This is a genomic window from Acidobacteriota bacterium, from assembly GCA_019347945.1.
GTDB lineage: Bacteria > Acidobacteriota > Thermoanaerobaculia > Gp7-AA8 > JAHWKK01 > JAHWKK01.
In genome coordinates this window covers 67,237-92,496 of sequence record JAHWKK010000006.1, presented here as the reverse complement: position 1 = coordinate 92,496, position 25,260 = coordinate 67,237, and the positions used below count along the sequence as shown (strand labels likewise).

23 protein-coding genes are annotated in these 25,260 nt (G+C 63.0%); 16 read left to right on the top strand and 7 right to left on the bottom strand.

Annotation, left to right across the window (positions count from 1 at the left end; all coding sequences use genetic code 11):
• Nucleotides 1-2 precede the first annotated feature (2 nt).
• The 7 genes from KY459_05650 to KY459_05620 all read left to right on the top strand — a co-directional run bounded on the left by KY459_05650 (nucleotide 3) and on the right by KY459_05620 (nucleotide 9,919).
• Nucleotides 3-1,388, top strand: a complete 1,386-nt coding sequence (locus KY459_05650; protein ID MBW3564189.1) for a 2-oxo acid dehydrogenase subunit E2 — start codon at nucleotides 3-5, stop codon at nucleotides 1,386-1,388.
• Nucleotides 1,385-1,828, top strand: coding sequence for a hypothetical protein (locus KY459_05645; GenBank protein MBW3564188.1), 444 nt, complete (start codon nucleotides 1,385-1,387; stop codon nucleotides 1,826-1,828). The genes KY459_05650 and KY459_05645 overlap by 4 nt, the downstream gene beginning before the upstream one ends.
• A 2-nt stretch (nucleotides 1,829-1,830) precedes the next feature.
• Entirely contained in the window at nucleotides 1,831-3,363 is a 1,533-nt protein-coding gene (gene lnt / locus KY459_05640) for an apolipoprotein N-acyltransferase (GenBank protein MBW3564187.1), read from the top strand.
• A gap of 10 nt (nucleotides 3,364-3,373) precedes the next feature.
• Nucleotides 3,374-4,468, top strand: coding sequence for a peptide chain release factor 2 (gene prfB, locus KY459_05635; GenBank protein MBW3564186.1), 1,095 nt, complete (start codon nucleotides 3,374-3,376; stop codon nucleotides 4,466-4,468).
• Between the two features lie 90 nt (nucleotides 4,469-4,558).
• Nucleotides 4,559-5,389, top strand: a complete 831-nt coding sequence (locus tag KY459_05630; protein ID MBW3564185.1) for a DUF2911 domain-containing protein — start codon at nucleotides 4,559-4,561, stop codon at nucleotides 5,387-5,389.
• 85 nt (nucleotides 5,390-5,474) lie between these two features.
• Complete coding sequence (locus tag KY459_05625; protein MBW3564184.1) at nucleotides 5,475-6,674, top strand: histidinol-phosphatase; 1,200 nt, start codon at nucleotides 5,475-5,477, stop codon at nucleotides 6,672-6,674.
• A gap of 461 nt (nucleotides 6,675-7,135) precedes the next feature.
• Entirely contained in the window at nucleotides 7,136-9,919 is a 2,784-nt protein-coding gene (locus tag KY459_05620; GenBank protein MBW3564183.1) for a hypothetical protein, read from the top strand.
• A 105-nt stretch (nucleotides 9,920-10,024) separates the two neighbouring features.
• Here the strand turns inward: KY459_05620 and KY459_05615 are convergent, their stop codons facing one another.
• Nucleotides 10,025-13,015, bottom strand: a complete 2,991-nt coding sequence (locus KY459_05615; protein ID MBW3564182.1) for a diguanylate cyclase — start codon at nucleotides 13,013-13,015, stop codon at nucleotides 10,025-10,027.
• 106 nt (nucleotides 13,016-13,121) lie between these two features.
• Between KY459_05615 and KY459_05610 the strand changes: the two genes are divergently transcribed.
• Together KY459_05610 and KY459_05605 are read left to right on the top strand one after the other, a co-directional pair.
• Nucleotides 13,122-13,748, top strand: a complete 627-nt coding sequence (locus KY459_05610; GenBank protein ID MBW3564181.1) for an inorganic pyrophosphatase — start codon at nucleotides 13,122-13,124, stop codon at nucleotides 13,746-13,748.
• A 350-nt stretch (nucleotides 13,749-14,098) separates the two neighbouring features.
• Nucleotides 14,099-15,127 (top strand): GGDEF domain-containing protein, encoded by a 1,029-nt coding sequence (locus KY459_05605; protein MBW3564180.1) that lies wholly within the window; start codon nucleotides 14,099-14,101, stop codon nucleotides 15,125-15,127.
• Between the two features lie 168 nt (nucleotides 15,128-15,295).
• Here KY459_05605 and KY459_05600 read toward each other — a convergent pair whose 3' ends face one another.
• Nucleotides 15,296-16,051, bottom strand: coding sequence for a metallophosphoesterase (locus KY459_05600; protein ID MBW3564179.1), 756 nt, complete (start codon nucleotides 16,049-16,051; stop codon nucleotides 15,296-15,298).
• The gene (locus KY459_05595) at nucleotides 16,044-16,859 is read right to left on the bottom strand and encodes a nucleotidyltransferase family protein (GenBank protein ID MBW3564178.1); all 816 of its coding nucleotides are present in this window, start codon (nucleotides 16,857-16,859) and stop codon (nucleotides 16,044-16,046) included. The genes KY459_05600 and KY459_05595 overlap by 8 nt, the downstream gene beginning before the upstream one ends.
• 75 nt (nucleotides 16,860-16,934) lie before the next feature.
• Between KY459_05595 and KY459_05590 the strand changes: the two genes are divergently transcribed.
• Nucleotides 16,935-17,918 carry an amidohydrolase family protein gene (locus KY459_05590; GenBank protein MBW3564177.1) on the top strand — a complete coding sequence of 328 codons (984 nt, stop codon included), beginning with the start codon at nucleotides 16,935-16,937 and terminating at the stop codon, nucleotides 17,916-17,918.
• Between the two features lie 96 nt (nucleotides 17,919-18,014).
• Here the strand turns inward: KY459_05590 and KY459_05585 are convergent, their stop codons facing one another.
• The 4 genes from KY459_05585 to KY459_05570 form a co-directional block, all read right to left on the bottom strand.
• Nucleotides 18,015-18,536, bottom strand: coding sequence for a hypothetical protein (locus KY459_05585; GenBank protein MBW3564176.1), 522 nt, complete (start codon nucleotides 18,534-18,536; stop codon nucleotides 18,015-18,017).
• 315 nt (nucleotides 18,537-18,851) lie between these two features.
• On the bottom strand, nucleotides 18,852-19,322 hold the full coding sequence (locus tag KY459_05580; protein ID MBW3564175.1) for a PIN domain-containing protein: 471 nt from the start codon (nucleotides 19,320-19,322) through the stop codon (nucleotides 18,852-18,854).
• Complete coding sequence (locus KY459_05575) at nucleotides 19,310-19,567, bottom strand: AbrB/MazE/SpoVT family DNA-binding domain-containing protein (protein MBW3564174.1); 258 nt, start codon at nucleotides 19,565-19,567, stop codon at nucleotides 19,310-19,312. The genes KY459_05580 and KY459_05575 overlap by 13 nt, the downstream gene beginning before the upstream one ends.
• 75 nt (nucleotides 19,568-19,642) lie before the next feature.
• Nucleotides 19,643-20,323 (bottom strand): arsenate reductase ArsC, encoded by a 681-nt coding sequence (locus tag KY459_05570; protein MBW3564173.1) that lies wholly within the window; start codon nucleotides 20,321-20,323, stop codon nucleotides 19,643-19,645.
• Here KY459_05570 and KY459_05565 point away from each other — a divergent pair.
• The 6 genes from KY459_05565 (at nucleotide 20,229) to KY459_05540 (ending at nucleotide 25,134) form a co-directional block, all read left to right on the top strand.
• A complete protein-coding gene (locus tag KY459_05565; GenBank protein ID MBW3564172.1) occupies nucleotides 20,229-20,540 on the top strand; it encodes a YnfA family protein in 312 nt (103 codons plus the stop codon). The genes KY459_05570 and KY459_05565 overlap by 95 nt on opposite strands.
• A 134-nt stretch (nucleotides 20,541-20,674) precedes the next feature.
• Nucleotides 20,675-22,099, top strand: a complete 1,425-nt coding sequence (locus KY459_05560) for a hypothetical protein (protein ID MBW3564171.1) — start codon at nucleotides 20,675-20,677, stop codon at nucleotides 22,097-22,099.
• A 23-nt stretch (nucleotides 22,100-22,122) separates the two neighbouring features.
• On the top strand, nucleotides 22,123-22,803 hold the full coding sequence (locus KY459_05555) for a hypothetical protein (GenBank protein ID MBW3564170.1): 681 nt from the start codon (nucleotides 22,123-22,125) through the stop codon (nucleotides 22,801-22,803).
• Between the two features lie 250 nt (nucleotides 22,804-23,053).
• The gene (locus tag KY459_05550) at nucleotides 23,054-23,488 is read left to right on the top strand and encodes a hypothetical protein (GenBank protein MBW3564169.1); all 435 of its coding nucleotides are present in this window, start codon (nucleotides 23,054-23,056) and stop codon (nucleotides 23,486-23,488) included.
• A 64-nt stretch (nucleotides 23,489-23,552) separates the two neighbouring features.
• Entirely contained in the window at nucleotides 23,553-24,461 is a 909-nt protein-coding gene (locus KY459_05545; GenBank protein MBW3564168.1) for a hypothetical protein, read from the top strand.
• 37 nt (nucleotides 24,462-24,498) lie between these two features.
• Complete coding sequence (locus tag KY459_05540) at nucleotides 24,499-25,134, top strand: hypothetical protein (GenBank protein ID MBW3564167.1); 636 nt, start codon at nucleotides 24,499-24,501, stop codon at nucleotides 25,132-25,134.
• Nucleotides 25,135-25,260 lie beyond the last annotated feature (126 nt).

Below are 25,260 nucleotides of genomic sequence, written 5' to 3'. Positions count from 1 at the left end.
AAATGGGCGAGATCATCATGCCGAAAACCGGCGACGCAATGACCGAGGGTCGTGTCGTCAAATGGTACAAGGCTGAGGGCGACGAGCTCACAAAGGGTGAGCCGGTCGTCGAGATCGAGACCGACAAGGTCAACCTCGATCTGGAGGCGGAAGAGTCCGGACCGCTCAGCTCCATCCTCGTCGGCGAAGGCGAGACCGCCGAAGTCGGGAAAATCATCGGCATGATCGGCGGCGAGCCGCCGAAGAAGAGTGCAAAATCCTCGAAGAAGCCGGAGAAGGAATCGAAGAAGCCCGACGACGAGGAATCGGAAGAGAGCGACGAGAAATCGGAAAAGCCCGACGAGAAAACAGGAGAGAAGAAGGAGAACAAGAAGAAAAAGACCTCCGATGAGACCGCCGATAAGCCGGACGAGAAGAAAGCTGACGCCGGGAAGAAGGTTCCCGCGGAACCGGAGCCCGGAAGGAAGGCCGAAACGAAGGCGCCCGCAGATTCCGGCACCGCTTCGGGCCGCACCAAATCGTCTCCGCTCGCACGACGGCTTGCGAAAGACCTCGGGGTCGAGATCCAGTCGATCCGGGGAAGCGGTCCGTCGGGGAGGGTGGTCGCCGACGACGTCCGGAAAGCGGGCAGCGGAAAACCTGCCGCTACCGGCCGCACCGCAGAAAAGCTGAGCGCCCCGAAACAGCTCGAGGAAAAGGACGTGCCGCTGAGCGGCATGCGCCGCACGATTGCCCGGCGGCTGGGCGAATCCCTCGGTCCCATCCCGCACTTTTTCCTCACGATCGACGTCGATGTCACCGAGCTGATGTCGCTCAGAAAGCAGCTCAATGAGATCCAGCAGACGAAGACGAGCGTCAACGATTTCGTCGTCCGGGCCGCCGCGCTTTCTCTGCTCCATCATCCGCGAGTGAACGCGAGCTGGGGAGATGAAGCGCTCCGTTACCACTCGAACGTCGACGTCGGAATCGCCGTCGCGACTGACGAGGGTCTGCTGACGCCGGTGGTTCGTGGCGCGCACGAGCTTTCGGTTCCCGCGATCGCCGCGCGCGTGCAGGAGCTCGCCGGTCGCGCGAGGAACCGGAAGCTGACTCCCGAGGAGTACCAGAATTCGACCTTCACGATCTCGAATCTCGGGATGTACGGAATCGAGGAGTTCACCGCGATCATCAATCCGCCGAACGTGGCGATCCTCGCCGTCGGCAGCGCGATGGAAAAGGCCGTCGTGCTGGATGGAACGGTCGCCGTCCGGAATCGTATGAAGATCACGATGTCGTGCGATCATCGGGTGATCGACGGCGCTGCCGGTGCCGAGTATCTCGCCACGCTGCGCAGCTACCTCGAACAGCCGCTCCGGTTGCTCGTCGAGGTGAGGGAGGAACCGGCTTGAGCGAACGAAAGTACGGACACCGCGGCTATCAGGACAGCGGCATGGAGAAGCAGACCCGCCGCGATTCCATCCCGAAGAAGGAACGGCTGGAAGGAGCACCGAGGGGGCGAACCGCGGGTGGCTTCGGCCCGCAGGCCTTCAAGTGTGCGCGATGCGGAGCTTTGAAGAAAACGCTCGGCGAGGTCGAGATCTCGTTCGACGAGAAGTGCCTCGACTGCGGTGCCGATCTCCACACCTGCACGAACTGCCGGAACTTCGACACCTCGGTTCAGTGGTCCTGTCGAGAGGAACGGATCCCCGCCCGCATCCCGAAAAAGGACACCGCGAACGAGTGCGAATACTTTCAGCCGAAGATGGTCAGGGATCTCGCGGCGGACAAATCGAAGACCCAGACCCCGGACGACGCGCGCAAGGCGTTCGACGACCTCTTCAAGAGCTGACGATGGATTCTTCGGCCGCGACACGGCTGCGAGGGTCACTGCACCTTCGCATCGCTGCTTCCATCGCGTCAGGCGTTGCGCTCGCTCTCGCGTTTCCGAACGCTTCGATCGCCCCGCTCGCCTTTCTGGCTCTCTTTCCGCTGATCATCGCGGTTCTGACTGCACGCGGCGGACTCGAAGCCTTCTTCCTCGGTCATGCGGCGATCACCGTGCAGTGGCTGATCAACGTCCCGTGGGTGATCACGGTGATGTCGGAACAGGGGGGCATCCCGCTTCCGCTCGGCATCGGGATCTACGTTCTACTCGCGATCATTCTCGGGATCTACGGCGGCCTCTTCACGCTGACGGTATGGCGACTCGATCCCGGCAGGGGATGGGGTCGGTGGATCGCCATCGCGGTTGCGTGGGCGGTGTTCGAGTACGCGCGGACGATTCTTCTCTCCGGGTTTTCCTGGGACCTGATTGCTGCGACGATCGTCGATCTTCCGTTGGTACAGCTCGCGCCGTGGACGGGTCCTTATCTGCTCGGGAGCATGATCGTCTTTCCTTCGGTCGTCGCGGCGCGGATGTTCATGCTCGATCCGCGCATCGCGTCGCGAATCCAGCCGATCGCGGCGACGGCAGCGTATCTGATCGTGTGGGGATTACTCGGCCTGATCGCCCAGGGGAGGGAGCCGGCGAGCGAAGGGGAAGCGCTCAGGGTCGCGGTGCTCCAGCCGAACATCGCGCTCGATGTCCGTTGGGACCCCACGAAGGCTCGTGACATCTACTTCCTGATGCAGTCGATGACGCTCGATGCGGTTCAGGCGGGGGCCGAGATCATCGTCTGGCCTGAATCGACAGTGCCGTACCCCTTCGCCATCACCCCGCCGTACCGAGACTGGGTCGAAGGAGTCTCGCGCGACAATGGGGTCGACGTCATCCTCGGTTCGATTGCGACCGCCGACGATGGATCGGACCGGGTCTGGAACTCGGCGTTTCTGGTGCACGACGGCGGCATCGCGTCGAAATACGACAAGATCCAGCTCGTACCGTTCGGCGAATACGTGCCGATGCAGCGTGCGTTGTTTTTCGCCGAGAAGCTCGTGCGGGCGGTCGGAAACTTCCAGTTCGGAACCTCCACGGAGCCTCTGCGCGGTAAACTCGATTACGGGCTCGCCATCTGTTACGAGGTCGTTTTTCCGGAAATCGGCCGGAACCAGGTCCGGAACGGAGCGAACATTCTGGTGACGATCACCAACGACTCGTGGTTCGGCGAGACCGCGGCTCCGGCGCAGCATTTTCAGTCGGCCCGGCTGCGGGCGATCGAAGCGGATCGCTGGCTCATCCGTGCCGCGACCACAGGAATCTCGGCGGCGGTGACGCCGCGAGGCCGCGTAGTCGAAGAGATTAGAATGAATCAATCCGGGATGTTCATCACAGAGGTCCGCCCTCGAACGACCCTGACGCCCTACGTGAAATGGGGCGACTGGTTCGCGATCGGGGGAGCGCTGTTGCTGATCATCCTCACAGTCACTCGAAGGAGCCAGTCGTAGATGAAAGAAGATATCTCCACACGCATCGACCACATCCAGGAGAAAGTCGCCGCGATTCGAGGTTATCTTTGACCTCGATTCCGCGAAAAGCAGCCTTACGGAGGTAGAGCAGGAGCTCGCCAGCGGTGACGTCTGGTCCAATCCGGAAAAGGCGCAGGAGATCGGACGGAAGCGCGCGCGCCTCGAAAAACGCGTCAGCACCGGCGTCGACTTCGAGACCAAGCTCGAGGAAATCGAGGTGATGCGCGAGCTCGCCGGAGAAGGGGAGGACGTCGCGGCGGATCTCGAACGGGTGCTTCGAGGGCTCGAGGCACAGACCCGGTCGATCGAGATCGAGATGAAGCTCTCCGGGGAGCACGACGAGGCGGACGCGATCGTCTCGATCCATCCGGGGGCGGGCGGAACCGAATCGCAGGACTGGGCGGAGATCCTTCTTCGAATGTACCTCCGGTACTGCGAGAGGCGCGGATGGGAAACCGAGACCGTCGACTATCAGGCGGGCGACGAGGCCGGCATCAAGGGCGTCACTTTCATCGCGAGGGGTCAGCACACTTTCGGATACCTGAAGGCCGAACGGGGAGTTCACCGTCTCGTCCGGATCTCTCCGTTCGACGCCAACAAGCGGCGACACACCTCTTTCGCCTCGGTGCACGTCTTCCCCGAGATCGACGACGAGATCGAGATCGAGATCAACGACAAGGATCTCCGGATCGATACCTATCGATCCTCGGGGGCGGGGGGGCAGCACGTCAACGTGACCGATTCCGCGGTTCGGATCACACATCTTCCGACCAACATCGTCGTGACGTGCCAGAACGAGCGGAGCCAGTTCAAGAACCGCGACACCGCCATGAAGCTCCTCAAGGCGCGGCTGTATCAGCTCGAGCTGGAAAAACGACAGGAGGAGGCCGCGAAGATCACCGGAGAGAAACTGGAGATCGGCTTCGGAAGCCAGATCCGCTCGTACGTCATGCAGCCGTACCAGCTCATCAAGGACATGCGGACCGGGTATGAAGTCGGCGACGTCCAGCGGGTTCTCGACGGCGATCTCGACGACTTCATCGAGGAATGGCTGAACCAGCAGGCCCGAAAGACGATGGATTGACGCCGGGAAGGCCGCTCCCGTGCCTCGCCGATCAGATAGAATCGGGTGCGACGCATCCGCAGCTCACTCGAACCGAATGGAGCTCCTCATATGAAGAAACTGATTGTCGCAGCTTCGCTTTTCGCCTTTACCCTTCCCCTCACCGCACAGCTCGAGACGCCTCGCATCAGCCAGAAGGCCTCGGTCGTCCAGACGATTGGAACCACCGACATCGAGATCGAATATCACCGGCCCGGGGTCAAAAACCGCCGGATCTGGGGCGAGCTCGTCCCGTACGGACAGCCTTGGCGGATGGGCGCCAACGAGGCAACCACGATCTCCTTCTCCGACCCCGTGACCATCGCGGGAAAGGAGCTTCCCGCAGGAAAGTACTCGCTGTTCGCGATTCCGGAGAGGGATCGGTGGACGCTCGTCATCAACAGTGATCCCGACCAGTGGGGGGCGTACGGTTACGACCCCGCGAAGGACGCCCTTCGGTTCGAGGTCGAGCCGGTTTCCGCTCCGCACACCGAGTGGATGCAATTCACCATCGATCCGAAGACTCCCGATTCCGCCATGGTCACGCTCGCGTGGGAGAAGCTCGAGGTTCCGTTCGAGGTCGAGGTCGACGTGAGCGCGCTCGTTTGGAGTGAAATCGACAGGACATTCACATCGACCTGGGGTGCCGCGGCGAACTGGGCGCTCGAGAGCGGTGAGCGCCTCGAGGACGGGTTGGGATGGATCGACCAGTCGATCGCTGTGAGCGGAGAGGGCGTCTTCAATCTGTGGACGAAGGCTCGTCTCCTCCACCGGCTCGGACGGAGCTCCGAGGCCGTTCCGGTGATGGAGAGGGCGCTCGCGATGGCCGAGGGGAACGTTCCGGCCGATTTCATGAACATCCTTCGCGGAACGATGCGCTCGATCCGGGAGGCCGCGGACTGACCTGGTGATGAATGGCGGACGAGGCTGGGGGAGAGCCTGGTAGCTCGATCTTCCCCAATCCACCACTTCCACTGACATTGCCCCGATGCACCGCGCCGGCTCGCTCCTCCCTCTCCTTCTCTTCCTCCTGATATCTGCGGGCTGCCACACGGCGTCTGCACCCGCGCCGGAAGCCCGCTGGTGGAAGGGCAATCTTCACACGCACTCGCTCTGGAGCGACGGCGACGACTTTCCCGAGATGATCATCGCGTGGTACGCGGATCGCGGGTATGACTTTGTCGCCCTTTCCGATCACAACATTCTCGCGGAAGGAGAGAAGTGGGTGACCGTGCCGCCGGAGGGGACGTTGCGTCACGCCTTCGATCACTATCTGGAGACATACGGCGATGTGTGGGTCGAGACGAAGCTCGAGGACGGCGTGTTGAGTGTCCGGCTCAAGACTCTTGCCGAGTATCGGCCGCTCTTCGAGCGTCCCGGCGAGCTCCTGATCATCAAGAGCGAGGAGATCACCGACGGAGTCGCGGGCAAGCCGGTCCACGTGAATGCGACGAACATCCGGGAGATGATTCCGCCGCAGGGAGGCGCGACCGTTCTCGAGGTGATGCAGAACAACGTCGACGCGGTGCTCGCGCAGCGCGAGCGGCTCGGCGTGCCGATGTTCCCGCACATCAACCATCCGAACTACGTGTGGGCGGTGACTGCCGAAGATCTTGTCGCCCTGAAGGGAGAGAGGTTCTTCGAGGTGTACAACGGGCATCCGCTGGTTCACAACGACGGCGACGAGGACCGTCCGTCGACCGACGAGCTGTGGGACATCGTTCTGACCGCGCGGGTCCTGCGCGGCGATCCGGTGATGTTCGGGCTCGCGACCGACGATGCGCATCACTACCACGCATTCGGCCCGTCGCATCCGAATCCCGGCCGCGGCTGGGTGATGGTGCGCGCGGAGGAGCTCACCGTGGAGAGCCTCATCGCGGCGATGGAGGCGGGGGACTTCTACGCGACGACCGGCGTGACTCTCGACGACGTCGTTGTTTCGGGTGCCGAGCTCCGGATCGAGATCGCAGCCGAGCCCGGCGTCAGCTACGTGACGCGCTTCATCGGAACGAGACAGGGCGGCGAGACCGGAACCGTCCTGAGCGAAGCACCGGGCGTCTCACCGTCGTATCGCTTCCGCGGCGGCGAGCTCTACGTCCGCGCGAAGATCATCTCGTCGAAACCGGTCGCTCATCCAGTCGTCCCCGACGAGCGCGAGACCGCGTGGACCCAGCCGGTCACCAGGTGACGTCGCGAAAGTAGCGCCGCTTTTCAACGTAACGCCTTTCTGCCGAACGCGCCGCTTTGCAAGCGGCCGGCGCTACATGGGACGGCCGTCAGATTGGGCGGTGGGTGGGGCGAGGGTGCGCGTGCGACGAGGAGCAGGAATGCGCCGAGGGGAGATCGCGGCGGAGAATGAGATGGATCGCGGGGATTCGGAGGAATCGCAGTACGTGAAGCGGCTCGAGCGAGCGAAGATTGAGGGCGGCGCCGAGAAGAATCGTCGACGGGCGAAGCGAGCGGTTCACGAAAGCATCAAGCAAAACCGATGGCGCGGGATTCCGAGTCGGGTTCTGGCCGCGCTACATCGGGCCGCCTGGGAGGCCGCCACCCGGTCCATCGAGCCGACGCTCGATATCGCGGCCCTCCGACCGCACGCTGCCGACCAGAAACAGAAATGCATGATCCACCCCGCCGGTTGGACTCTTCATGCTCTATCGACATGTCCTGCTCATTGTGGCTGCCGCATTGATTGCAGGTGGCGCGTGGGCCGGGGAGGCTTCCTGCGAGGAGCCCTTTGTCCGCTTCGATGTTCCGCCGCCGGCGGAGTCCGGGGCTTACGGCCGTGATGTCGCTGCGGGACACGACGGTAGATTTCTCGTAGCGAGCCCCGGTTTCGAATCGGCCTTCGTGACTCTGCTCGATGCAGAGGGAGGAACCTCGAGCGTCACGCCGCTGCCAACGGACTCGGCTTTGATCGACATGACGGTCTCTGCGGATCCGGGTGGCTATCTGGTGTTCTGGAGCGAGGCGCATCACCGGGCAGAGACGAATCTTCATTTCGCACGGATCGATGCGAATGGTCAGCTCGTCTGGGCGCGTCCGTTCTCGACCGGATCGAACAGGAGAGCGACGGACATGGATGCGACCTTCGATGGCCTGCACCATCTCCTGGTCTGGTCCGCCACCGATTTTATCCTGCACGGGACGCTGATCGAGCCCGACGGGAGCGTCGTCGACGATTCGATCGAGCTGGGCCGTGCGGAAAGCTGCAGCTCGATCACCGCAGCGGCGGGAGATGGATTCGCGGTTGCGTGGTCGATCTCGCGCTTCTGCGACACCGCCTACACGGTCGATCACTATCCGAGTCCTGGACACATCGCGTTCCTCGACTCTCGCGGCAGGATGGTCGACGCAGCTGTTCTGAGCGAAGACTCCTCCGGTGTCACGGTCTCATGGAACGACGACCACTGGGTCACGGCTACCGCCGATTTCGGAGGGATCACGCTTCAGAAGTTCGACCCGGATGGCCTCTCGTTCGGAGAATCGCGCTCGATCAGTGCAAAACAGTCGATGGCTCCCTCGCTCTCCATGGGCACCGAGCACGCAGCGCTCGTCTGGTACGCCGACATTCACGACACCTCGGGGATCGGTACTCGATTCGAGATCCTCGTCTCCGACGTCGACGATGAGCTCAACGTCACAGAGCCTGTCTCGATCGGGTCGGCGTACGAGAGTTACGTTCCGTCCCCGGGAATTCGACTGATCAGGCCGGTGACTGCAGCATCCTGCAACTCTTCCGGCTGCATCGCGCTGAATCCCGCCGCAATCGTGAATGCTGACGGGATTCGGGTAATCGGCAGCGAGAGCCCCGGAAGGCCCGTCTGGATCATGAGCTTTCATGACGCCGCCGAGGACCAGTACCTGATGACGGTCGCGCGCTTCGGCGTCCTCCATCTGGTCGCCCTGGCTCAAGATGGGCGGGTCATCCGCGAGAGGAAGCTCACCGACACTCCGTTCGGCAATGGAATGGTCACGACGAATATGACCGCGGACGGACGATATGCGCTCGTGACTCAGTTCGAGGAGTCTCTCGTATACGGTTGGTTCGTGAATGCGGTCACGCTCGAGCCGCTCGCCGAGCGCGTACTGATTCCGTTCGGAGAAATCGAGGGAGGTACCGACTCGTTTCTGATCGCCTGGAAGGATCGCGACGACAATGGCTACTCCCTTCACATGGCGATCTTCGGTGTCGACGGCGAGGTCCGCCTGGCGGAGCCGGTCGTGAAGGACAAGAACTGGATCTACTCGGTTGCCGGCTGGCTGGGGGATCGGTTCGGCGTCTTCGCTTCATGGAACGAAGGAGCGGCGATTCTGGAGACCGCTGAGGTCGGCCCGCCCGTGGCCTCGTATCCGGTCGACATCAAGTTTTTCTCACCGTACGCGACGGAGAGTGGAGACGGCCAGCTCTTTGCGGCCTCGCGTGATCGCGTCGTCGAGATCGGGAGCGGCGGTGCTCATGACGTTCGTCCTTTCGACTTTGGAGGAGTTTCCATGAGTCGGCAAGAGGCGATCCGCTGGCGAGGACGATGGTGGGTGCAGGGCTACTCGAGCCGAGGATTCCGAGGTGGTCTGTTGCTGATCGACGAATCGGGCGAAGAGAGGATTCCGCTCTCAGGTTCGCTCGTTGTCGAGGACGACGTCCTGCTGTCGTTCCGGACCGAATATAGCGATGGCGAGGTCGCGGTATACCTGGAACGTTACGGTGTGCTTGATCCGGGTCCGTCGCGTGTCGAGTTCGCACTCCCGGAGGACAGACTCTCGGAAGGTCTCCATGACCAGTTCATCGCAGTCGGGCGGAAGGGATCGATCGCCGGGGAGAGCGTCGTTCGAGTGGAGGCAACATGGTCTCCCGCGACGGACGACGGGCCGATCAGGATCGAAGAGCCGATCGTTCGCTTCGCGCCGGGCGAGATGCTGAAACTCGTGCCGGTGACCGTTTTCGACGATCAGGTATTCGCCGACTGGGATGTCACGCTGGGGCTCGAGGCGGTGAGCAGCGGTGTCGAGCTCGGCTGCGATCGTGAGCTCGAGCTGATCATCATCGAAAACGATGCTCCTCAGCTGCGCGCTTCGCGTCCGGCCGTGAAGGAGGGGGACTCGACCAGGGTCGAGCTCATCGAGCTGATCTTCGATCGCGGGTTCCTCGTCCCGACCCGGGTGGACGTCCATGTCGACATCCCCCGGTTATTGCATGAGAACGAGAGATTCTGGAAGGATTACGAACCGTTTCATGGCTCCATACTCGTTCAGCCCGGCCAGACCACGATCGAAGTACCACTCGTCATCCATGGTGACGAGGAGCCCGACATCTCGGGAGCAGTGATGATCGAGTATTGGTATGGAGGCAGGGATCATCCGCTCGACGGCCGCCTTTTGATCAACATCATCGACGACGATCGCGGAAGGCGCCGGGCCACCAGACGACGCTGAGCAATCTCCCGGCGCAAAAGTAGCGTAGGTCTCCGGACTGGCGTTACCCGCACAGTAGCGCCGGTGTCCCATCGGACTAAACTCGCGCCGACTGATGCCGGATCGCTACGATTCAGCGAGGGGCTTGGGCGGGATGGCGCGGGGATGTCCGTGTTCGCTCTCCTCGGACGCGCACTCGGACGACGCGGCGACCCGATTGCGACCTTCCCGCTTGGCGCGGTAGAGCGCGGGGTCCGCCGCGGTGAAGAGCGATTCGCTTTCGGTCGTCTGCGAAGGAACGCAGCTCGCGACACCTAGGCTGATCGTGACGACGGGAGCCACGCTCGAGTTGGGATGCGCAATCGCGCGATCCTCGACGGCTTTGCGAAGCTCTTCCGCGAGCCTCGTCGCCGCTTCGAGATCCGTACCCGGCACGAGCACGACGAACTCCTCGCCACCATATCGAGCGACGAGATCCCCCGGCCGTCTGATCCGGTCCCGGAGCACCTCGGCCACCGCCACGAGACACCGGTCCCCCTCGGGATGACCGAGCGAGTCGTTGTAGTCCTTGAAGAGATCGACGTCGGCAACCATCAGCGCCAGCGGCGTTTGCGATCGCGCCGCGCGCCGCCACTCCTCGTCGAGCTTCTCGTCGAACCGGCGGCGATTCGCGAGTCCGGTCAGCGGATCGACAAACGAGAGCCGCTCCAGATGATCGTTCGCGAGCCGCAGCTCCTCGGTTTTCTTCGCGACGAGCCGCTCCATCTCGGTTTGCTGCAGACGCAGATGCCGCGTCCAGAGCCAGATCGTGACGGCGATCACCGCGGCGATCCCGATCACCAGCAGCGCGATGAACCAGGGCGTTTGAAAGAAGTACGGTCGCACGGCGATCGGAAGCGCGGTCGCCGCCTCCTGCCACGTCTGGCCGTCGAACGACGCCGCGACGTGAAATGTGTAGTTGCCGTGCGGAAGCGCCGGGAAGAAGGCCTCGCGACTCGTGCCGGCGTCGACCCATCCGCCCGGGGCGCCATCCATCCGGTAGCGGAAGTTGACGCGTTCCGCGTTCTGGAGCGTCGCCGCGGTGTAGCGGATCCAGAGGGGGGCGGATCCCGGCGGGAGCGTCACCTTCTCATCGAGGGGCCGGCGCTCGCCGTCGACGATCACCTCCTCGAGACGCACCGCCGGAGGGCCCTCGTGACCGGGGAGATCATCGGGGTCGACGATCACCAGTCCGCGGAAGCTCGGCAGCCAGAGGTTGCCCGCGGCGTCGATGGCGCCGGCGGGCTGGACGGTTCCGGCGAAGGTCGTGCTGCGGAGCGCGTTGCCGGGCCCGTAGCTCTCCGGGGTGACTCGCTCGATGCGGCCATCGGCGAACGCGTCGAGCTCCGCGCGCGAAACGGCGAAAAAGCCGCGGTTGCAGGTCATCCAGAGCCGGCCGCGGTCGTCCTCGAGAATCGTCTGGATGAGGCCGTCCCACAAGCCGTTCTCCGGCTCGATCTGCGCTATCTTCCCGTCGCGGTAGCGATTCAGTCCCTCGCCGTTCGTTCCGATCCAGATGCCGCCGTCCGAATCCTCGTGAAGCGCCATGATCCAGTTCGAGAGGAGCCCGTCCTCGCGGGTGAACGTGGTGAAGACGCCCTCGCGATAGCGGACCAATCCCTCACCGCTGAGCCCGATCCACAGCGAACCGTCACGAGCCGCGAGGATTGCCCCGACTCCGTCGACTGGTAGGTTCTCGTCGACGATCGGCTCGAAGCGGTCGCCCGTGAATCGGGCGAGTCCTTCCACCGTGCCGATCCAGATCGTCCCGTTGCGGTCCTCGAGTACCGAGCGGATGTCGCCTGACGGAAGGCCGTCCTCCACGCCCCACGTCTCGATCACGCCGTCGCGCCACCGCGCGAGCCCGTCGGTATAGCTGCCGATCCAGATCGCGCCCGAGCGATCGGCGTAAACGCAGGAAGTTTCGTTGGTCCGCAGCCCCTCCTCGACTCCGATGTGCGTGATGGTTCCCCGATGGATTCGATTGGCACCGCCGCCCGCGGTGGTTGCCCATGCGGCGCCATCCGGGGCATGCGTCACCGAGCGAACGTTGTCATGCGAGAGCCCTTCGGGAGTTCCGAGGACGACGAAGTCGCGGTCGCGCAGCCGGTTGAGTCCCCCGACCCAGGTGCCGACCCAGACGCTTCCTTCACGGTCGGCGAGCACCGACCAGATCTGTTCTCCCGCGAGACCGCCGTCGACCGAGATCGAGTCGAACTTCCCATTGCGCATTCTCGCGAGACCTTCGCCCCACGTCCCGATCCAGAGCGAACCGTCTTCGTCGAGATCGACTGTGGTGAGCTGATCGGTGGGGAGGCCGTCCGCGACGGTCCACGTTCGAATACGTCCGTCGCGCAGGTGAACGAGACCGCCGCCGGCGGTACCTGCCCAGACGCCGCCTTCAGGATCGGCGATCACCGAACGGACCTGATTGTTCGGAAAGCCGTTCGACTCGTCGAAGAGCTCGAAGCGCTCACCGTCGAACGAGACCAGGCCGCCGCCGGAGGTCGCGATCCAGAGGAGGCCGTCGCGATCGAACGTGAGGGCGCGGAGCCGCTCGGTCGGAAGACCGTCGCTGACCTGGTAGAGCCGCGCCGCGTTGTTCTTCCAGTGGACGAGTCCGTTCTCGGTCGCGATCCACATCGAGCCGTCCGGAGCGGGAGCGAACGACCAGACCCGCCGCCCCGCCGTCACCTCCGCTCCCAAAACGGGCCGGAACAGTCCGTCGCGATGGATCATGGCGCCTTCGGAATGTCCGATCCAGAGATTTCCGTCCGGATCTTCCATCAGCCCGTAGATCGGCCAGCCCGGAAGCTCCGGGACCGCGGTCAGGTCGAACGTTCTGAAACGAATGCCGTCGAAACGGGCGAGTCCGCCGCCGGTTCCGACCCAGAGATAGCCGTCGCGAGTCCGGTGGAGGACCTGAACGGTGTTGAGGGGGAGTCCCTGCTCGGTCTGCCATCCGTCGATCCGGTACTGCGTGAGCGCCTGCCCGGGATCGCTCGGATCGACCGCCTGCGCCCGCGCGATCGTCGCAGGAAGCAGGAGGGTCAGCAGGATGGTCGTCAGCGTTTTCATGGCGATCCGATTCGCGCGCGCATCTTACGTTACGGAGGCGACATACGGCAGTGACGGAAGATAGGAGGCCGTTGGGGCCTTCGGCTATGCTGATGGCCGAGAGAATATGACGATGACCGACCAACGGTTCTCATTGTGGCGACCCCATCCCTGGCATGGTCTCGAGACGGGAGCGGAGCCGCCGCTTCGCGTGAATGCGTACATCGAGATCACACCATACGATCTGATCAAATACGAGGTGGACAAGGCGACCGGATACATGCGAGTGGACCGGCCGCAGAGAACATCCTCACAGCCACCCGCCCTCTACGGTTTCATTCCACGTACCTTCTGCGGCTCCAGGGTCGCGACGCTCTGTCCGCGTGCCGAGCGGGGCGATGGTGACCCGCTCGACATCTGCGTCATCAGTGAACGCCCGATTGCACGCGGTGAGGTGATCGTCCCGGCTCACGTCGTCGGCGGAATTCAGTTGCTCGATCGTGGCGAGGCCGACGACAAGATCATCGCGGTCCTCGAGGGAGATTTCGTCTGGCAGGGCGCGAACGAGCTTCGCGACATTCCTCCCATTGTGGTGGAGCGGCTTCAGCACTATTTCGCCACGTACAAACTCGTGCCGGGAGAGGAAGCGCAGATCTCGCTCCTGGGCACTTTTGGCCGGGATCATGCGGCTCGAGTGGTCGAAGCGGCGATGCTCGACTACGAGGCACTCGATCCAGATGAGAGTATGACGTGACCGGAGATCCAAATTCATGCAATGAACGGGCGGCGCTGACTCGCCGGGCCGCTCTGTACTGGATGGCGGGGTCGCGCGCTTTCCCGCCCATGCGATCGCCCTGGTTCCTGGCGTAGCGCCAGCCGCGAGACGCTCTGCGGGGCGCCGATCTTCATTCCCTCGAAGCAGTCTCTTTTTCGCCGGCCGCCAGACGGTTCGGCCAGGGCAGCGCCCCCCTCGTAGTACGATTCTCTAGCCATGGTGGGCACGGGAGATCAAGCGGCGATTCACCTGGCCGGCCGTTCCGCGAGCTTTACCCCCGCGGAGCTCCCCGCCGTGCCGCGGCATCGGGTCATAGAGGGTCGGCCTCAATGATAAGCGCTGATCAGGCACGGCATCGCCTCCGCACAGACTTCCAGGTCGGAATTCTGATGCTTTTCGGGGTGTGCGCGGTGGTGGGCATTCTCCCGTTCGCGATTTACCGCTTCCTCGTCGGCCATTTCCTCGTCGGCGTCATCGACACGATACTGGTTGTGGTCATCGCCGGTGCTGGGTTTTACGCCCTCCAGACGGGCGACACACGATACCCCGGGATGCTGCTCGTGATCGTGACGACTTCCGCGGCGACACTGATGGCCATTCTACACTCCGCAGGGCTGTCATGGATGTATGTGGCTCTGGTCGCCAGTTTTTTTCTCGTCGACCGGGTGACGGCCTCGCTCGCCACCCTGCTTGCCCTCGCGATCCTGGTCATTCACGGTGGTGCTTTCCATTCGCCGCTGCAGATGTCTTCGTTCCTGATCACGGCACTTCTGGTCAGCCTCTTCTCGTTCATTTTTGCCTACAGGAGCGAGATGCAGCGCCGTCAGCTCGTCGCACTCGCCAGCCAGGATCCGCTCACAGGGCTACAGAACCGGCGTGCGATGGAGCAGGAGCTGCAGATCGCGATCGAAACGCGACGGCGGCAGAAGACCCCCTGCGGACTGGTGATGATCGACATCGACCACTTCAAGGACATCAACGACGCCGGCGGCCACGAGACGGGAGATCAGGTCCTGATGGCTTTCGCCCGCATGCTTCGCCGTTCCACGCGACAGGTCGATCGCATCTTTCGCTTCGGTGGGGAGGAGTTCGTCCTTCTGATGCCAGGTGCGGACGTTGCGGCGCTCGGCAGGATCACCGAAAAGCTCCGATGCGCGGCTTCGGCTCTGTCGGAGCTCGCCCCGGCTGCAGTCACGATCTCCCTCGGCGGTGCCGCTCTCGAGGAGGGGGAGGACTGGCAGCGCTGGCTCGCCCGCGCCGACGCGGCTCTCTACCGCGCCAAGGAGCGCGGCCGCGACTGTGCCGTGATCGACGCTCCGTCCGATCCTGAGCGGCACGAGGCGGTGAGGCCGACGTGACCGTGGCAGCTTCTAGAATCAACTGCGATTCGGTCGCGTCGTTCATCGCTCCTGTTCTAACGCCTCACTCCATCCCTCAGTATGGTGAAATCCATCCTTTGCGTCATCCCGATGAACTTCACCGATAATCGAGGGGGAGTGTGAAGGACACTCCGCGGAAGCGAGGTGTCAACGTGCGTGCAGAGCTCGGCGGACGGCAATCTCGACGAGACGGAATGGCGGTCGGTCGGGGAAGATGCGCTGAAGAAGCGGCATCGCAACATTGTGGACCGGAATGCCGCTCTTGGTCCGGCCGTCGGGCGATCCGTAGTGTGCATGCCCGTGAAAGACGACGTCGGCACGGAACCGGTCGATCGGTTCCTCGAGACGAGTCGATCCGAGAAACGGAGCGATCTGTTCCGGCTCTCCGACGATCGTTTCGTGAACGGGGGAGTAGTGGAGCAGAACGACCTTCTGTTCGGTTCGAAGCTCGCCGAGCGCGCGCTCGAGCTTTGCCGCCTCGTCGACCGCTTCCTGGACGAAGGCCTTGGTCGCCTGCTCGCCCCAGGCCATGAGAGACCGGCGTCCGAATCCGCCGCCGAAGCCTTTCGTGCCGGCGAAACCGATTCCGAGCATGGTGGTGGCGGTTCCGTCGAGGACGGTAACGCCGGCATCGGCAAGGGCTGCCTTCACACGGTCCTCGTTGCCGCTCTCGAAATCGTGATTTCCGAGCACGGCCACGACGGGAATGCCGCGCATCGGCTCGAGCTCGTGCCGGAGAAGCTCGACCTCCTCCGGCTTCCCGTACTTCGTCAGGTCTCCGAGAAGGAGCAGAATGTCGGCCTCTCGCGCCGCCGCCTCGAACATAGGGCGCAGCGTCCCTTCGCAGTCGGCTCCGCAGTGGATGTCCCCGACCGCGGCGACTCTGACTCGCTCCTCAGTCAATAATGCCCTCCTTTCTCATCGCTTCGGTCCAGTGCGCGACGTCGTCCGGTTTCATCCGTCCGGAGGGCTCGAGCCGGGCGTCGAGATAGCCCCACTCTTCGATGTCGATCAGGTATTGGGCGCGTGATAGAAGCGTGCCGTTGCAGATCCTTCTCTCGGGTGCCGGCTCGACGAGCTGACTTCTGAATCGCTTCAGCATGAACTGCGTGATCGCGAGCGGCATCTTGTTTCGATCGAATGGATAGATGAAGTGAAACAGAACGAGGTGGCTCAGAAGCACCGGCCACTGCTCGCCGAAACGCGCGGCAAGCCGAGGCCAGTCGAGGGTCTCGGCGCAGGAGTGAAAGAGGTGAGCGATCTCCGCTCCGTCGTAACGCTCACGCTCCATGATGAACGACTTCGACCAGATGAGCTCCTCGACGGGGCAGAATCGAACGCGCCGACCCCACAGCTCTCCCTCGACGGCGTGGCGGAACCAGTCCTCGTCGACCGGAGCGATTCCATTTCCGGAACCGTAGATGAAGTCGACCGTTACGTCGTCGCGCTTCGCCTTTCCGAGCCAGTGCGGAAAAGAGAGCTCGGTTTCGAGCCCGATCCGTTCCATCAGCGCGAGCGCCTCGGGGCAGTCCTCCTCCCGCACGAAGATGTCGAAATCGCGCGAGGGGCGATCGAGCTTCGTGTAGAGGTTGTAGGCATGACCGCCACCGATCAGGAAGTCGAAGTCATTCGAGATCAGCTGGTCGAGCACCTTCTCGTATACCGGAAACCGGCCAATCGTTGCGCCGGGTCCAACTGGGGCCGTCGCCATCGGCATCCGAAAGTGCACCATCCATGCCCCGAGAGTGCCCGAAGGAGTCTTCCGTGCGGACTTATAATCCCGGCCATGAGAACCGACAGCAAAGAGTTTCGAATGATGTCCATGCGGAAGACGAGCAGCGTCATCCTCGCATCGTCCTTCGCGCTTTTCGCCTTCGTGGCATCGCTCGAGGCCGACGAGTGCAGGACGGAACCGGTAATCGACGTCCACCTCCATTTCTACGACGAGGAGAGATTCTGGGGCCCCGCGCCGAATCGAATTACTGGCGAGATGTCGCCCGAAACGCCCGAGAGCCATCGGAAGGAAACACTCCGGCAGATGGATGAGAACGGGATCGTGCTGGCTCTCGCGAACGCGCCATTCGGATGGGACAACCACGACACGGCGCTCCTCTGGCACAGTCTCGAGGTGGAACATCCGGACGAGATCGACATCGAAGCACTCGAAGAGGCCGTCGAGGATGGGCGCATCCGCGCGATCGGCGAGATCGGCGCGCAGTACCAGGGCATCTCTGCGGCGGATCCGCGGTGGGAGCCGCTGTGGGACCTGGCCGAGAAGCATGATCTGCCAGTCGCCATCCATACAGGCGGAGGGCCGCGCGGCACCGTGCTGCGGAGTCGTCCGAAGTTTCGCTACGAAATGGGAGATCCACTGATGCTCCAGGACGTTCTCGTGGAGCATCCCGGGATGAAGGTTTCCATGATGCACGCCGGACTCGATCTCTATCTGGACGAAACACTCGCGATGATGCACATGTATCCGGATCTTTACGCGGACATCGGCGTGGCGGTCTGGGTGAGCCCGCACATGAGACGTGCCCTCGATCGTTTCCTTCGTGAAGCGGAAGCCCGCGGCTACGAAGATCGGATCCTTTTCGGCACCGACCAGATGATCTGGCCTGACGCGATCCCGATCGCCATCGAGACCCTCCGGTCTCGCGACTACCTCAGCGAGGATCAGAAGCGCGGCATTCTTTTCGAGAACGCCGTGAGATTTCTCGGGCTGACCGACGGCGAGCGGGCGGAGCTCATCGAACGGGCGTGCAGGTAAGCGCCATTCGTTCCCGTTTCCCGAGTTGCGTCGAGCCACTCGAAGGATCGGGAGGGGAGGGGTCCTGGCGGAAGACCGCCGAGGACCCCTCGATTCTCAGAGCGCGTTGCGAAGCTCGATCGCGAGATCCTTGATCATTCCCTTTGGCGTCACGAAGTTACTGCTCGCCACTCCCGGTCGGCTGTACGAAGTGACGACGAGCCCGTCGGAGGTTCGGATCAGACGGACCGACACGGCGGCGCGGTCGCTTCGGAAGGTCATCGCGGCCACCGAATAGAAGTCGTCGACCTCGCCGTTGATGACGTACTCGACGCCCTGCGCCCGCCCATACTCGGCGGCTTCCTCGTCGCTGAGGACCATGTTGTCGGCAACTGGCCGATCGAGCACGCGGGCCTCGAACGTTCCTTCATTGAACGCCTCCGCGAATGCCTCCGCTGCCTGCTCTCCCGAACCGGTGCAGTCCTCTTCCTGTCCCGTGATCACACAGTCGCGAAGCGAGATGATCCCGATCTCCGATCCGGGGGGAACCTCCACTGCCGTTGTAATCGGTACCGATGCGCAGGAGGCGACGAGAAACAGAGTTGTGAGTCCGATGAGTGTTGTCTGAATCGATTTCATGGAAATGATCCTTTCTGCCGTGGTCAGCGGCCCTTCTCTAGTCGATCCGCCTCTGGTTGGCGGACGAAATCAATGCGATGGTGAGGCGAGGCGACGGGGCGAACACGTCGGATCGCGCTGGTGGGACAAGCCGACTCGGATTCCGATTCATCGAAGGACCTCCCTGACCTCTTACGATCGTCGAATGGCGAGCGGGATCGTAACCCGAAATTGGGCGATCGGGAAGGGGAGAATGTGGATGGTGGATTTTTTCGCTGCTGGCTGTTATGCCGGATTGTCCCGTCGGAAATGGGCGGCAGCCAGATGGCGGCCGGTTCAGAGCCGGTCGAGGGCCTCGGTCGGGCTGAGCACGGGAACTCCATGACGGAGGAGTGTGATGAAGTCGCGCTGGTTCTCGGTGACGACCGCCGCAGCACCTGAATGACGGGCGATGTCGGCGATGTGCGCGTCGTAGATCTTTCCGCCGGCCACGGCGTCCCGCGGAAGTGAATCGACGAATGACTTCCGGCTGCGGGACGGGAGGTCTCTGACCGAGAAGCGCCCGAGAAGCTCCTCGAGGACGATCAGCGTGGCATCGGCCGGCATGAGCCGGTACTCTTCCGGAAGGCGGGTCGCGACCGAATAGAACTCGAGGCAGCAGTGCCAGGCGGTCAGCGGCTTGCCGGACCCTTCGGCGACACGGTCCATGAGCGCCTGGGCCGGCTTCGCGCTCTGGCCGAAATCGATGATGCCCGCGAGCAGTACGCTCGTGTCGACGAAGAGCTCCCTGATCGTCAGTCTCGCCATCGCTCGCGTTCCGCTTCGACGATGGCGGCAACGTCGACCGGGGGACGCCCTTCCGCGGGACCGGAGGGACGGGCGACGATCCGGCCGCCTACGCGATCGAGCTTGGGCGCGGGGACGGCGCGATGAATCGTAATCGAGGCGCCCGTGTACTCGACCTCGATCTCGGTGCCCGGCGTGAGTCCTGCCCGATCCCGAATCTCCTTCGGAATCACGATCCGGCCTGCCTGGTCGATGGTAGTCAACATGGCAGCAGGATACCATTAAGATGGCAGAATGGCTTCCATTCGGGGTGCTCGTGACACGGGTCGATCCCCGCAGGATCATTTCGCCGTCGTGCGCGCGGCGTCATCGGAAAGAAGTGACTCGATCCGCTCGCGGATCTGATCTCTGACGCGGCGAAACACGGCGAGCCGTTCTGCCTCCGAACCGGTCGCCGAGGAGGGGTCATCGAAACTCCAGTGGAGGCGTGCCTCGCCGCCGGGGAAGAGCGGGCACGACTCGTTCGCCTGATCGCAGACGGTGATCACGTAGTCCCACCGGTCAGTTCGGAACCGCTCGAGCGTCTTGGACGTCTGTCGCGAAATGTCGATTCCGATCTCGGCCATCGCTCGGATCGCGAGAGGGCGGACGTGCGTCCGCTCGGTCCCGGCGCTCTCGGCTTCGAATCGGTCTCCCGCGAGATGACGGAGGAGCCCCTCGGCCATCTGGCTCCGCGCCGAGTTGTGCGTGCAGATGAAGAGAACCCGCTTCTTCCTGTCAGTGTATCCGTGCGGATCGGATTGTGTGGTCAACTCGCGAAACAGCGTAGCGCGGGGAGAAGGGAAACGGAAGTGAACGTGCCGGCCTTTCCCGTAGAATCGAGGTCGATACGCGATATGAGCTCGGAGGTGGAGGATGGTTCGATCGATGATGCTGTTCGTTATTGCCGGCCTTTGCGAGATCGGCGGGGGATATGGTGTCTGGCTCTGGCTTCGGGGGAATCGGACGATCGCCTTCGCCATCGCCGGAGCGGTCCTGTTGATTCTTTACGGTGTCATCCCGACGCTTCAGCCGGCGAACTTCGGCAGGGTGTATGCGGCCTACGGCGGTGTTTTCGTAGTCCTGTCGATCTTCTGGGGCTGGCTGATCGACCGCGTGACGCCGGACCGGTTCGACATCCTCGGAGGCTCGATCTGTCTCGCCGGCATCATGGTGATCATGTACGCGCCGCGCGCGTGACTGGCTGGCCGTCCCGTGGGAGGCATCGCCGGGCGATGCGACAAACCTTAACGACGGAACCTGCATCTTTCGGCTCTTGCGCTGCACGGAATGTGAGCTCAGTGGCGTGAATTCCGCAGGATGGCAGCGCGATCATGAATGGTCGTCAATCCGCGGCACTCGAGGACCGTCGACGTCCATCCGCAGCCCTGATGATTGCGGCCGCCAGCGTTGTCGTCATTTCGCTCGCTGCGCTCGTCACGCTTCCGATCCTGCTGAACCAGCGAATGGAGGGAATCCGTGATGAGCTCGAGCAGCACGCCGACCCCGCCCGAGCGGCACTCAACGAGATCAGCTTCCGGATGAGCGAGCAGATCGCATCGCTGACGCGCGCGGCTGCATCCGGTGCTCCCCAGTCGACCGAACGATATCGCAGGGCCATCGAGCCGCAGCGAGCGGCCATGCGAATTCTGCAGGCACATCGCGGGCGCCTGGGCTCCGAATACCAGATGCGTCTCGAGGAGCTCGGGAATCGTCTCGAGCTGTGGCATCTCTCGGTGCAGCGGAGTGTCGACTCGCAACGCCTCGCTTTCGAATCGAATTATCCGGATGTGATCGAAGCGATCCGACGACTCGACGAATCGATCACGCGCGTTCAGGCGGGTCGGCGTCAGCAAGTCGAGCGCCTCACTCAGATCCAGGTCTGGCTGACGGTCGGGCTGGTTCTAATGGCAATGGGTGCCGCACTGGTGGTGATCTGGATCATCGCGCGTCTCCGCCAGCTCGCTTCGATGCTCGAGGAAGAGTCGGATGCACGGCAGGGCGCGCTCGAGCGCGAGCAGGACCTCGTACGGATGCGCGATGAGATTCTCGGAGTCGTCTCCCATGATCTCAGAAGCCCGCTCACGACGATCGCCCTGAGCGCCGAGCTCCTCCCGGACGCGTCGCCCGAGGAGCGAGCCGAGCATGTTGAGACGATCCTCACGACGACCGGACGGATGGAGCGGCTCATCCGAGATCTCCTGGACGTGACGAAAATCGATCACGGTGCGCTTCAAATCCGCCGTGACTTGGTCAAACCGGCGGAAGTCGTGAAGGAGGTCGTGGCAGGGCACGAGCCGATCGCCGATTCGAAGGAGATTCAGCTCGAGACTTCGATCGATGAAACTCTGCCGGAGATCATGGGAGACCCCGACCGGCTCGCGCAGGCCCTGGGAAACCTCATTGGAAACGCGTTCAAGTTCACCCCCTCCGGGGGGATGGTTCGGGTCTCGCTCGTCCGGCGCGATCGCATCATCCGTTTCGAGGTGTGCGACAACGGCCCTGGAATCGCGCCCGCGGATCTCCCTCATCTGTTCGATCCGTTCTGGCAGGCGAAGAAGACGGCGCATCTCGGGGCGGGACTCGGCCTGAAGATCGCGCGCGCGATCGTCGAGGCTCATGGTGGATCGATCGAGGTGGACAACCTCGTCGGCGGCGGGGCCCTGTTCGCATTCGAGCTTCCGGCAGCACCTACGGGCGCTCCCGATGATGGTCTGGATGACTCCCGGCCAGTGGAAACCATCGCCACCCAGGGTTGACCGCATCGCCGACTCCCTGCGGTATGATTCGCGTCGTGCAGGAGCGCTCGAAGCGACCGGTCTGGATCTGGCTTCTCGGGGGTTGTCTGCTGCTCATCCTCCTTGCTGTCGCACTGGTGATCGGCGCCATGTACTGGGGAAGCGGCAAGCTCGCTTCGATGGTCGAGGAGCAGTCGAATCCCGAAATGCGCGAGCAGAAGGCAAAGGAGATCCTCGGAGGGACCTCCCTCCCGCCCGGGTATCACGCGGGATTCAGCATTTCGATGGGTCTCGTCCGTTCGGCGAGGGTCGCCGACCATCCTGACGGATTTGCGGAGGCAACCCGAGGCTTCGTCTACAACGAATCGATCCGGGGCGGCGAGTCGAAGGTCGATGCTTACGTCGCGGGAACCGCTGGAAATGTTCTCGACGAGATGGGGACGCGAATCCGTACCGACGAGCTTCTCCTCGAATCGACCGTGGAGGTCGACGGTCGCACCGTACCCTACTCTGTGAGGGAGGGAGAGATCAGCGAATCTGACGTGGCGCTTCCGGCGCTCTTCACACTGATGACGATCCCTTGCGACGATGATCGGGAGCGGTGGGGCGTGTGGTTTCAGCGCCGCGATTCCGAGACGACGGTCACCGGGAGCGATCTCGAAGGAACAGTCGGTGACCCCGACGCCATCAGCGATCTTCTCGGGTATTTCGACGTCTGCGGTTGAGGAGCGGCATTCGGGGGTCAGGCGACGCCTGAGCTGCGAAACCCCGCAGCCGGATCGACCCCACCCGGGTGCTCCATTTTCGCGCGCTCCAAGCCCCGTCCTTCTGACCCGTCGGTTCCCGACCCCGGATCGCTGACTCCTGATTGTCAACAATCGGCACGCCTTTTGATTTAATTCTAAAAATAAGTCATCGGCGGAAGGTCCGTTCCGATGACCTTTACAGACTCACCCAATCAGAAGGAGACCAGACATGGAACAGAAGAGAAACAGCTGGACGAGGAAAACGATGGGACTGGCAGCAGCCCTCGGATTGACTTTCGCCATGGGATGCGCAACGACCGACGACGATGTCACTTATGAAACCTCAGAATCGGACACCGTTGCAACCGGACAGACCGCTGACCCGCTCGGACCTCCCGGACACATCGACTCCGCGGTAGGACAGGAGTTCCCGAGCAGCCAGACCGGAGCCGGGAACATGAAGGCCTCGGGAACGAACACCAACCTGAATCCGACGCCCCCACCGGAGCCGTCGGTCACGATCACCCAGAGCGATTCCCCGGTAGTGGAAGAGGAAGAGACGATCGTAGTCGAGACGGAGCCGGTACGCACCGTTCAGGTGACGCCCCCTCCCGTCATTGAAGTCGAAGAAGAGCCCGTCAGACGTACGACGAGAAAAGAATAAACATTTCGAGATTCGAATGGGGTGACGCGGCAGCCGCCGCGTCGCTCCGTCGTTTCGAGAGCAGATGAAGAGTCACTTCGACAGAGCCGCCGGAGATTTCTGGAGAATCGCGGGAGCGATCGTTCTCGCGCTCACGTGCGGTTTCGCCGCGGATGCGGATGAGCTCAACCGCATCGGCAGTGGCACCGCCATCGTATTCAGCCCCGATTTCTCCGATCCTGACAACGAGCGGTTCTATGAACGCCTCGGGTTTCTCTACATCGAGAGTCCCGACTGGTGGGCCGTTCTCGATCGAATCAGAGCTCACAATGCCGACCCCCTTCTCGAGCCGGTCGAGGTTCTGGTGGTCGAGTCTCACGGTACGAATGGCCACGGGCTCAAGCTTCAATCGAGCAAGAAGCCATCGGACCCACGCTCCTACATCTCGGTCGGGGCTCTGCAGGAGAATCTTGCCGGCACGGGTGTCGAGCTCGTGATCCTCAGCGCCTGCAATTCCGGACGCCTTCTGCGACCCGAGATCTACAGTGCTCTGGATCGTTCGGTCCGGGATCCGCTCTTTCTCCCCGCGACGCTCGAGATCATCGACGCGTCACCGGAGTTCGACGCAGCGCGAAGCCCCGTCAAAGTCTTAAGGCGGGTGGAGAGCAACCTCGAGACCCTGCTTCACGCCGGTACTGACGAGCTCGCACCGATTGCGAGATCCGCGCTGCATGCCCCGAATGATTCGTGGCGCTTCGCAGTTTCGAGCATGCTGATCCAGTTGCTCACCCGCGATTCATCCCTCGCGCTGATCGACGAAGGCTATGTACGGGAGAAATCGAGAGCGGAGCTGAGCGCCGAACAGCACGAAAAATTGTTCGAGAACTTTGCGCTCTTTCTCGAGCGGCGCGCTTCGATCGAAGCGCGAGCTGACGAAGCCGAGGATCTCGCAGTGGTCTCACGGGCGCTGTTCGAAGCACGCTCAGCACCCTGATCTTGCCTCGATCTCCACGCCGGGATAGGCTCGATCGATGAAAGCTTCGAGCCCGTTTCTCGCCGTCGCCATTCTCTTCATCGCATGCGGCGACGAGGCGGAGCGCCTTCCCGTCGAGACGACGGTGACGGAGACGGAACCCGCGGATCTGTTCCTCGAACGAATCGCGGAGCATTGCAACCAGGCGTTCGCCGGCAGAATCGTCGCCGACGAGCCTCCACCGAGCGGCGAGGACCCATTTACCGGCAAGTCTCTGGTGATGCATATCCGGGAATGCTCGGACGACGAGATCAGAATCCCCTTCCACGTCGGCGATGATCACAGCCGCACCTGGATACTGACGCGCACCGACACCGGACTGAGACTGAAGCATGATCACCGGCATGAGGACGGAACCGAGGACGCGGTCACGATGTATGGTGGCGAGACGGCCACCGCGGGCACCGAGGTTCGGCAGGAGTTTCCGGTCGACGAGGAGTCGATCCGGACGTTCGAGGAGAACGGGCTGACGGCTTCGTTGGTCAACGTGTGGGCGATGGAGATCGAGCCGGGCGAGCGATTTCTCTACGAGCTCGCGCGTCCGGGGCACGGCCGTCTCTTCCAGGGCGAGTTCGATCTGACCACGCCCGTTCCGTCACCTCCGACACCGTGGGGACATCCGGAGCTCGACTAGCCCGGGGAGGGCCAGCCTCCCTGCCTGGCACCGTCGCAAACTTGTGGAATTTCCCCCATCACCGGGAGGGCGAGGCTCCTGCAAAGCCGCCCCGTCGCGAACTTGCGCGATGCAAGGCTTGACCGG

Bases quoted from the DNA above. Each gene is read 5' to 3' on its own strand.
- KY459_05650 (MBW3564189.1), top strand. From the start codon at position 3: ATGGGCGAGATCATCATGCCGAAAACCGGCGACGCAATGACCGAGGGT.
- lnt (MBW3564187.1), top strand. From the start codon at position 1,831: ATGGATTCTTCGGCCGCGACACGGCTGCGAGGGTCACTGCACCTTCGC.
- KY459_05630 (MBW3564185.1), top strand. From the start codon at position 4,559: ATGAAGAAACTGATTGTCGCAGCTTCGCTTTTCGCCTTTACCCTTCCC.
- KY459_05625 (MBW3564184.1), top strand. From the start codon at position 5,475: ATGCACCGCGCCGGCTCGCTCCTCCCTCTCCTTCTCTTCCTCCTGATA.
- KY459_05620 (MBW3564183.1), top strand. From the start codon at position 7,136: ATGCTCTATCGACATGTCCTGCTCATTGTGGCTGCCGCATTGATTGCA.
- KY459_05615 (MBW3564182.1), bottom strand. From the start codon at position 13,015: ATGAAAACGCTGACGACCATCCTGCTGACCCTCCTGCTTCCTGCGACG.
- KY459_05610 (MBW3564181.1), top strand. From the start codon at position 13,122: ATGACGATGACCGACCAACGGTTCTCATTGTGGCGACCCCATCCCTGG.
- KY459_05605 (MBW3564180.1), top strand. From the start codon at position 14,099: ATGATAAGCGCTGATCAGGCACGGCATCGCCTCCGCACAGACTTCCAG.
- KY459_05595 (MBW3564178.1), bottom strand. From the start codon at position 16,859: ATGGCGACGGCCCCAGTTGGACCCGGCGCAACGATTGGCCGGTTTCCG.
- KY459_05590 (MBW3564177.1), top strand. From the start codon at position 16,935: ATGAGAACCGACAGCAAAGAGTTTCGAATGATGTCCATGCGGAAGACG.
- KY459_05585 (MBW3564176.1), bottom strand. From the start codon at position 18,536: ATGAAATCGATTCAGACAACACTCATCGGACTCACAACTCTGTTTCTC.
- KY459_05580 (MBW3564175.1), bottom strand. From the start codon at position 19,322: ATGGCGAGACTGACGATCAGGGAGCTCTTCGTCGACACGAGCGTACTG.
- KY459_05575 (MBW3564174.1), bottom strand. From the start codon at position 19,567: ATGTTGACTACCATCGACCAGGCAGGCCGGATCGTGATTCCGAAGGAG.
- KY459_05565 (MBW3564172.1), top strand. From the start codon at position 20,229: ATGATGCTGTTCGTTATTGCCGGCCTTTGCGAGATCGGCGGGGGATAT.
- KY459_05570 (MBW3564173.1), bottom strand. From the start codon at position 20,323: ATGGCGAAGGCGATCGTCCGATTCCCCCGAAGCCAGAGCCAGACACCA.
- KY459_05560 (MBW3564171.1), top strand. From the start codon at position 20,675: ATGAATGGTCGTCAATCCGCGGCACTCGAGGACCGTCGACGTCCATCC.
- KY459_05555 (MBW3564170.1), top strand. From the start codon at position 22,123: ATGATTCGCGTCGTGCAGGAGCGCTCGAAGCGACCGGTCTGGATCTGG.
- KY459_05550 (MBW3564169.1), top strand. From the start codon at position 23,054: ATGGAACAGAAGAGAAACAGCTGGACGAGGAAAACGATGGGACTGGCA.
- KY459_05545 (MBW3564168.1), top strand. From the start codon at position 23,553: ATGAAGAGTCACTTCGACAGAGCCGCCGGAGATTTCTGGAGAATCGCG.
- KY459_05540 (MBW3564167.1), top strand. From the start codon at position 24,499: ATGAAAGCTTCGAGCCCGTTTCTCGCCGTCGCCATTCTCTTCATCGCA.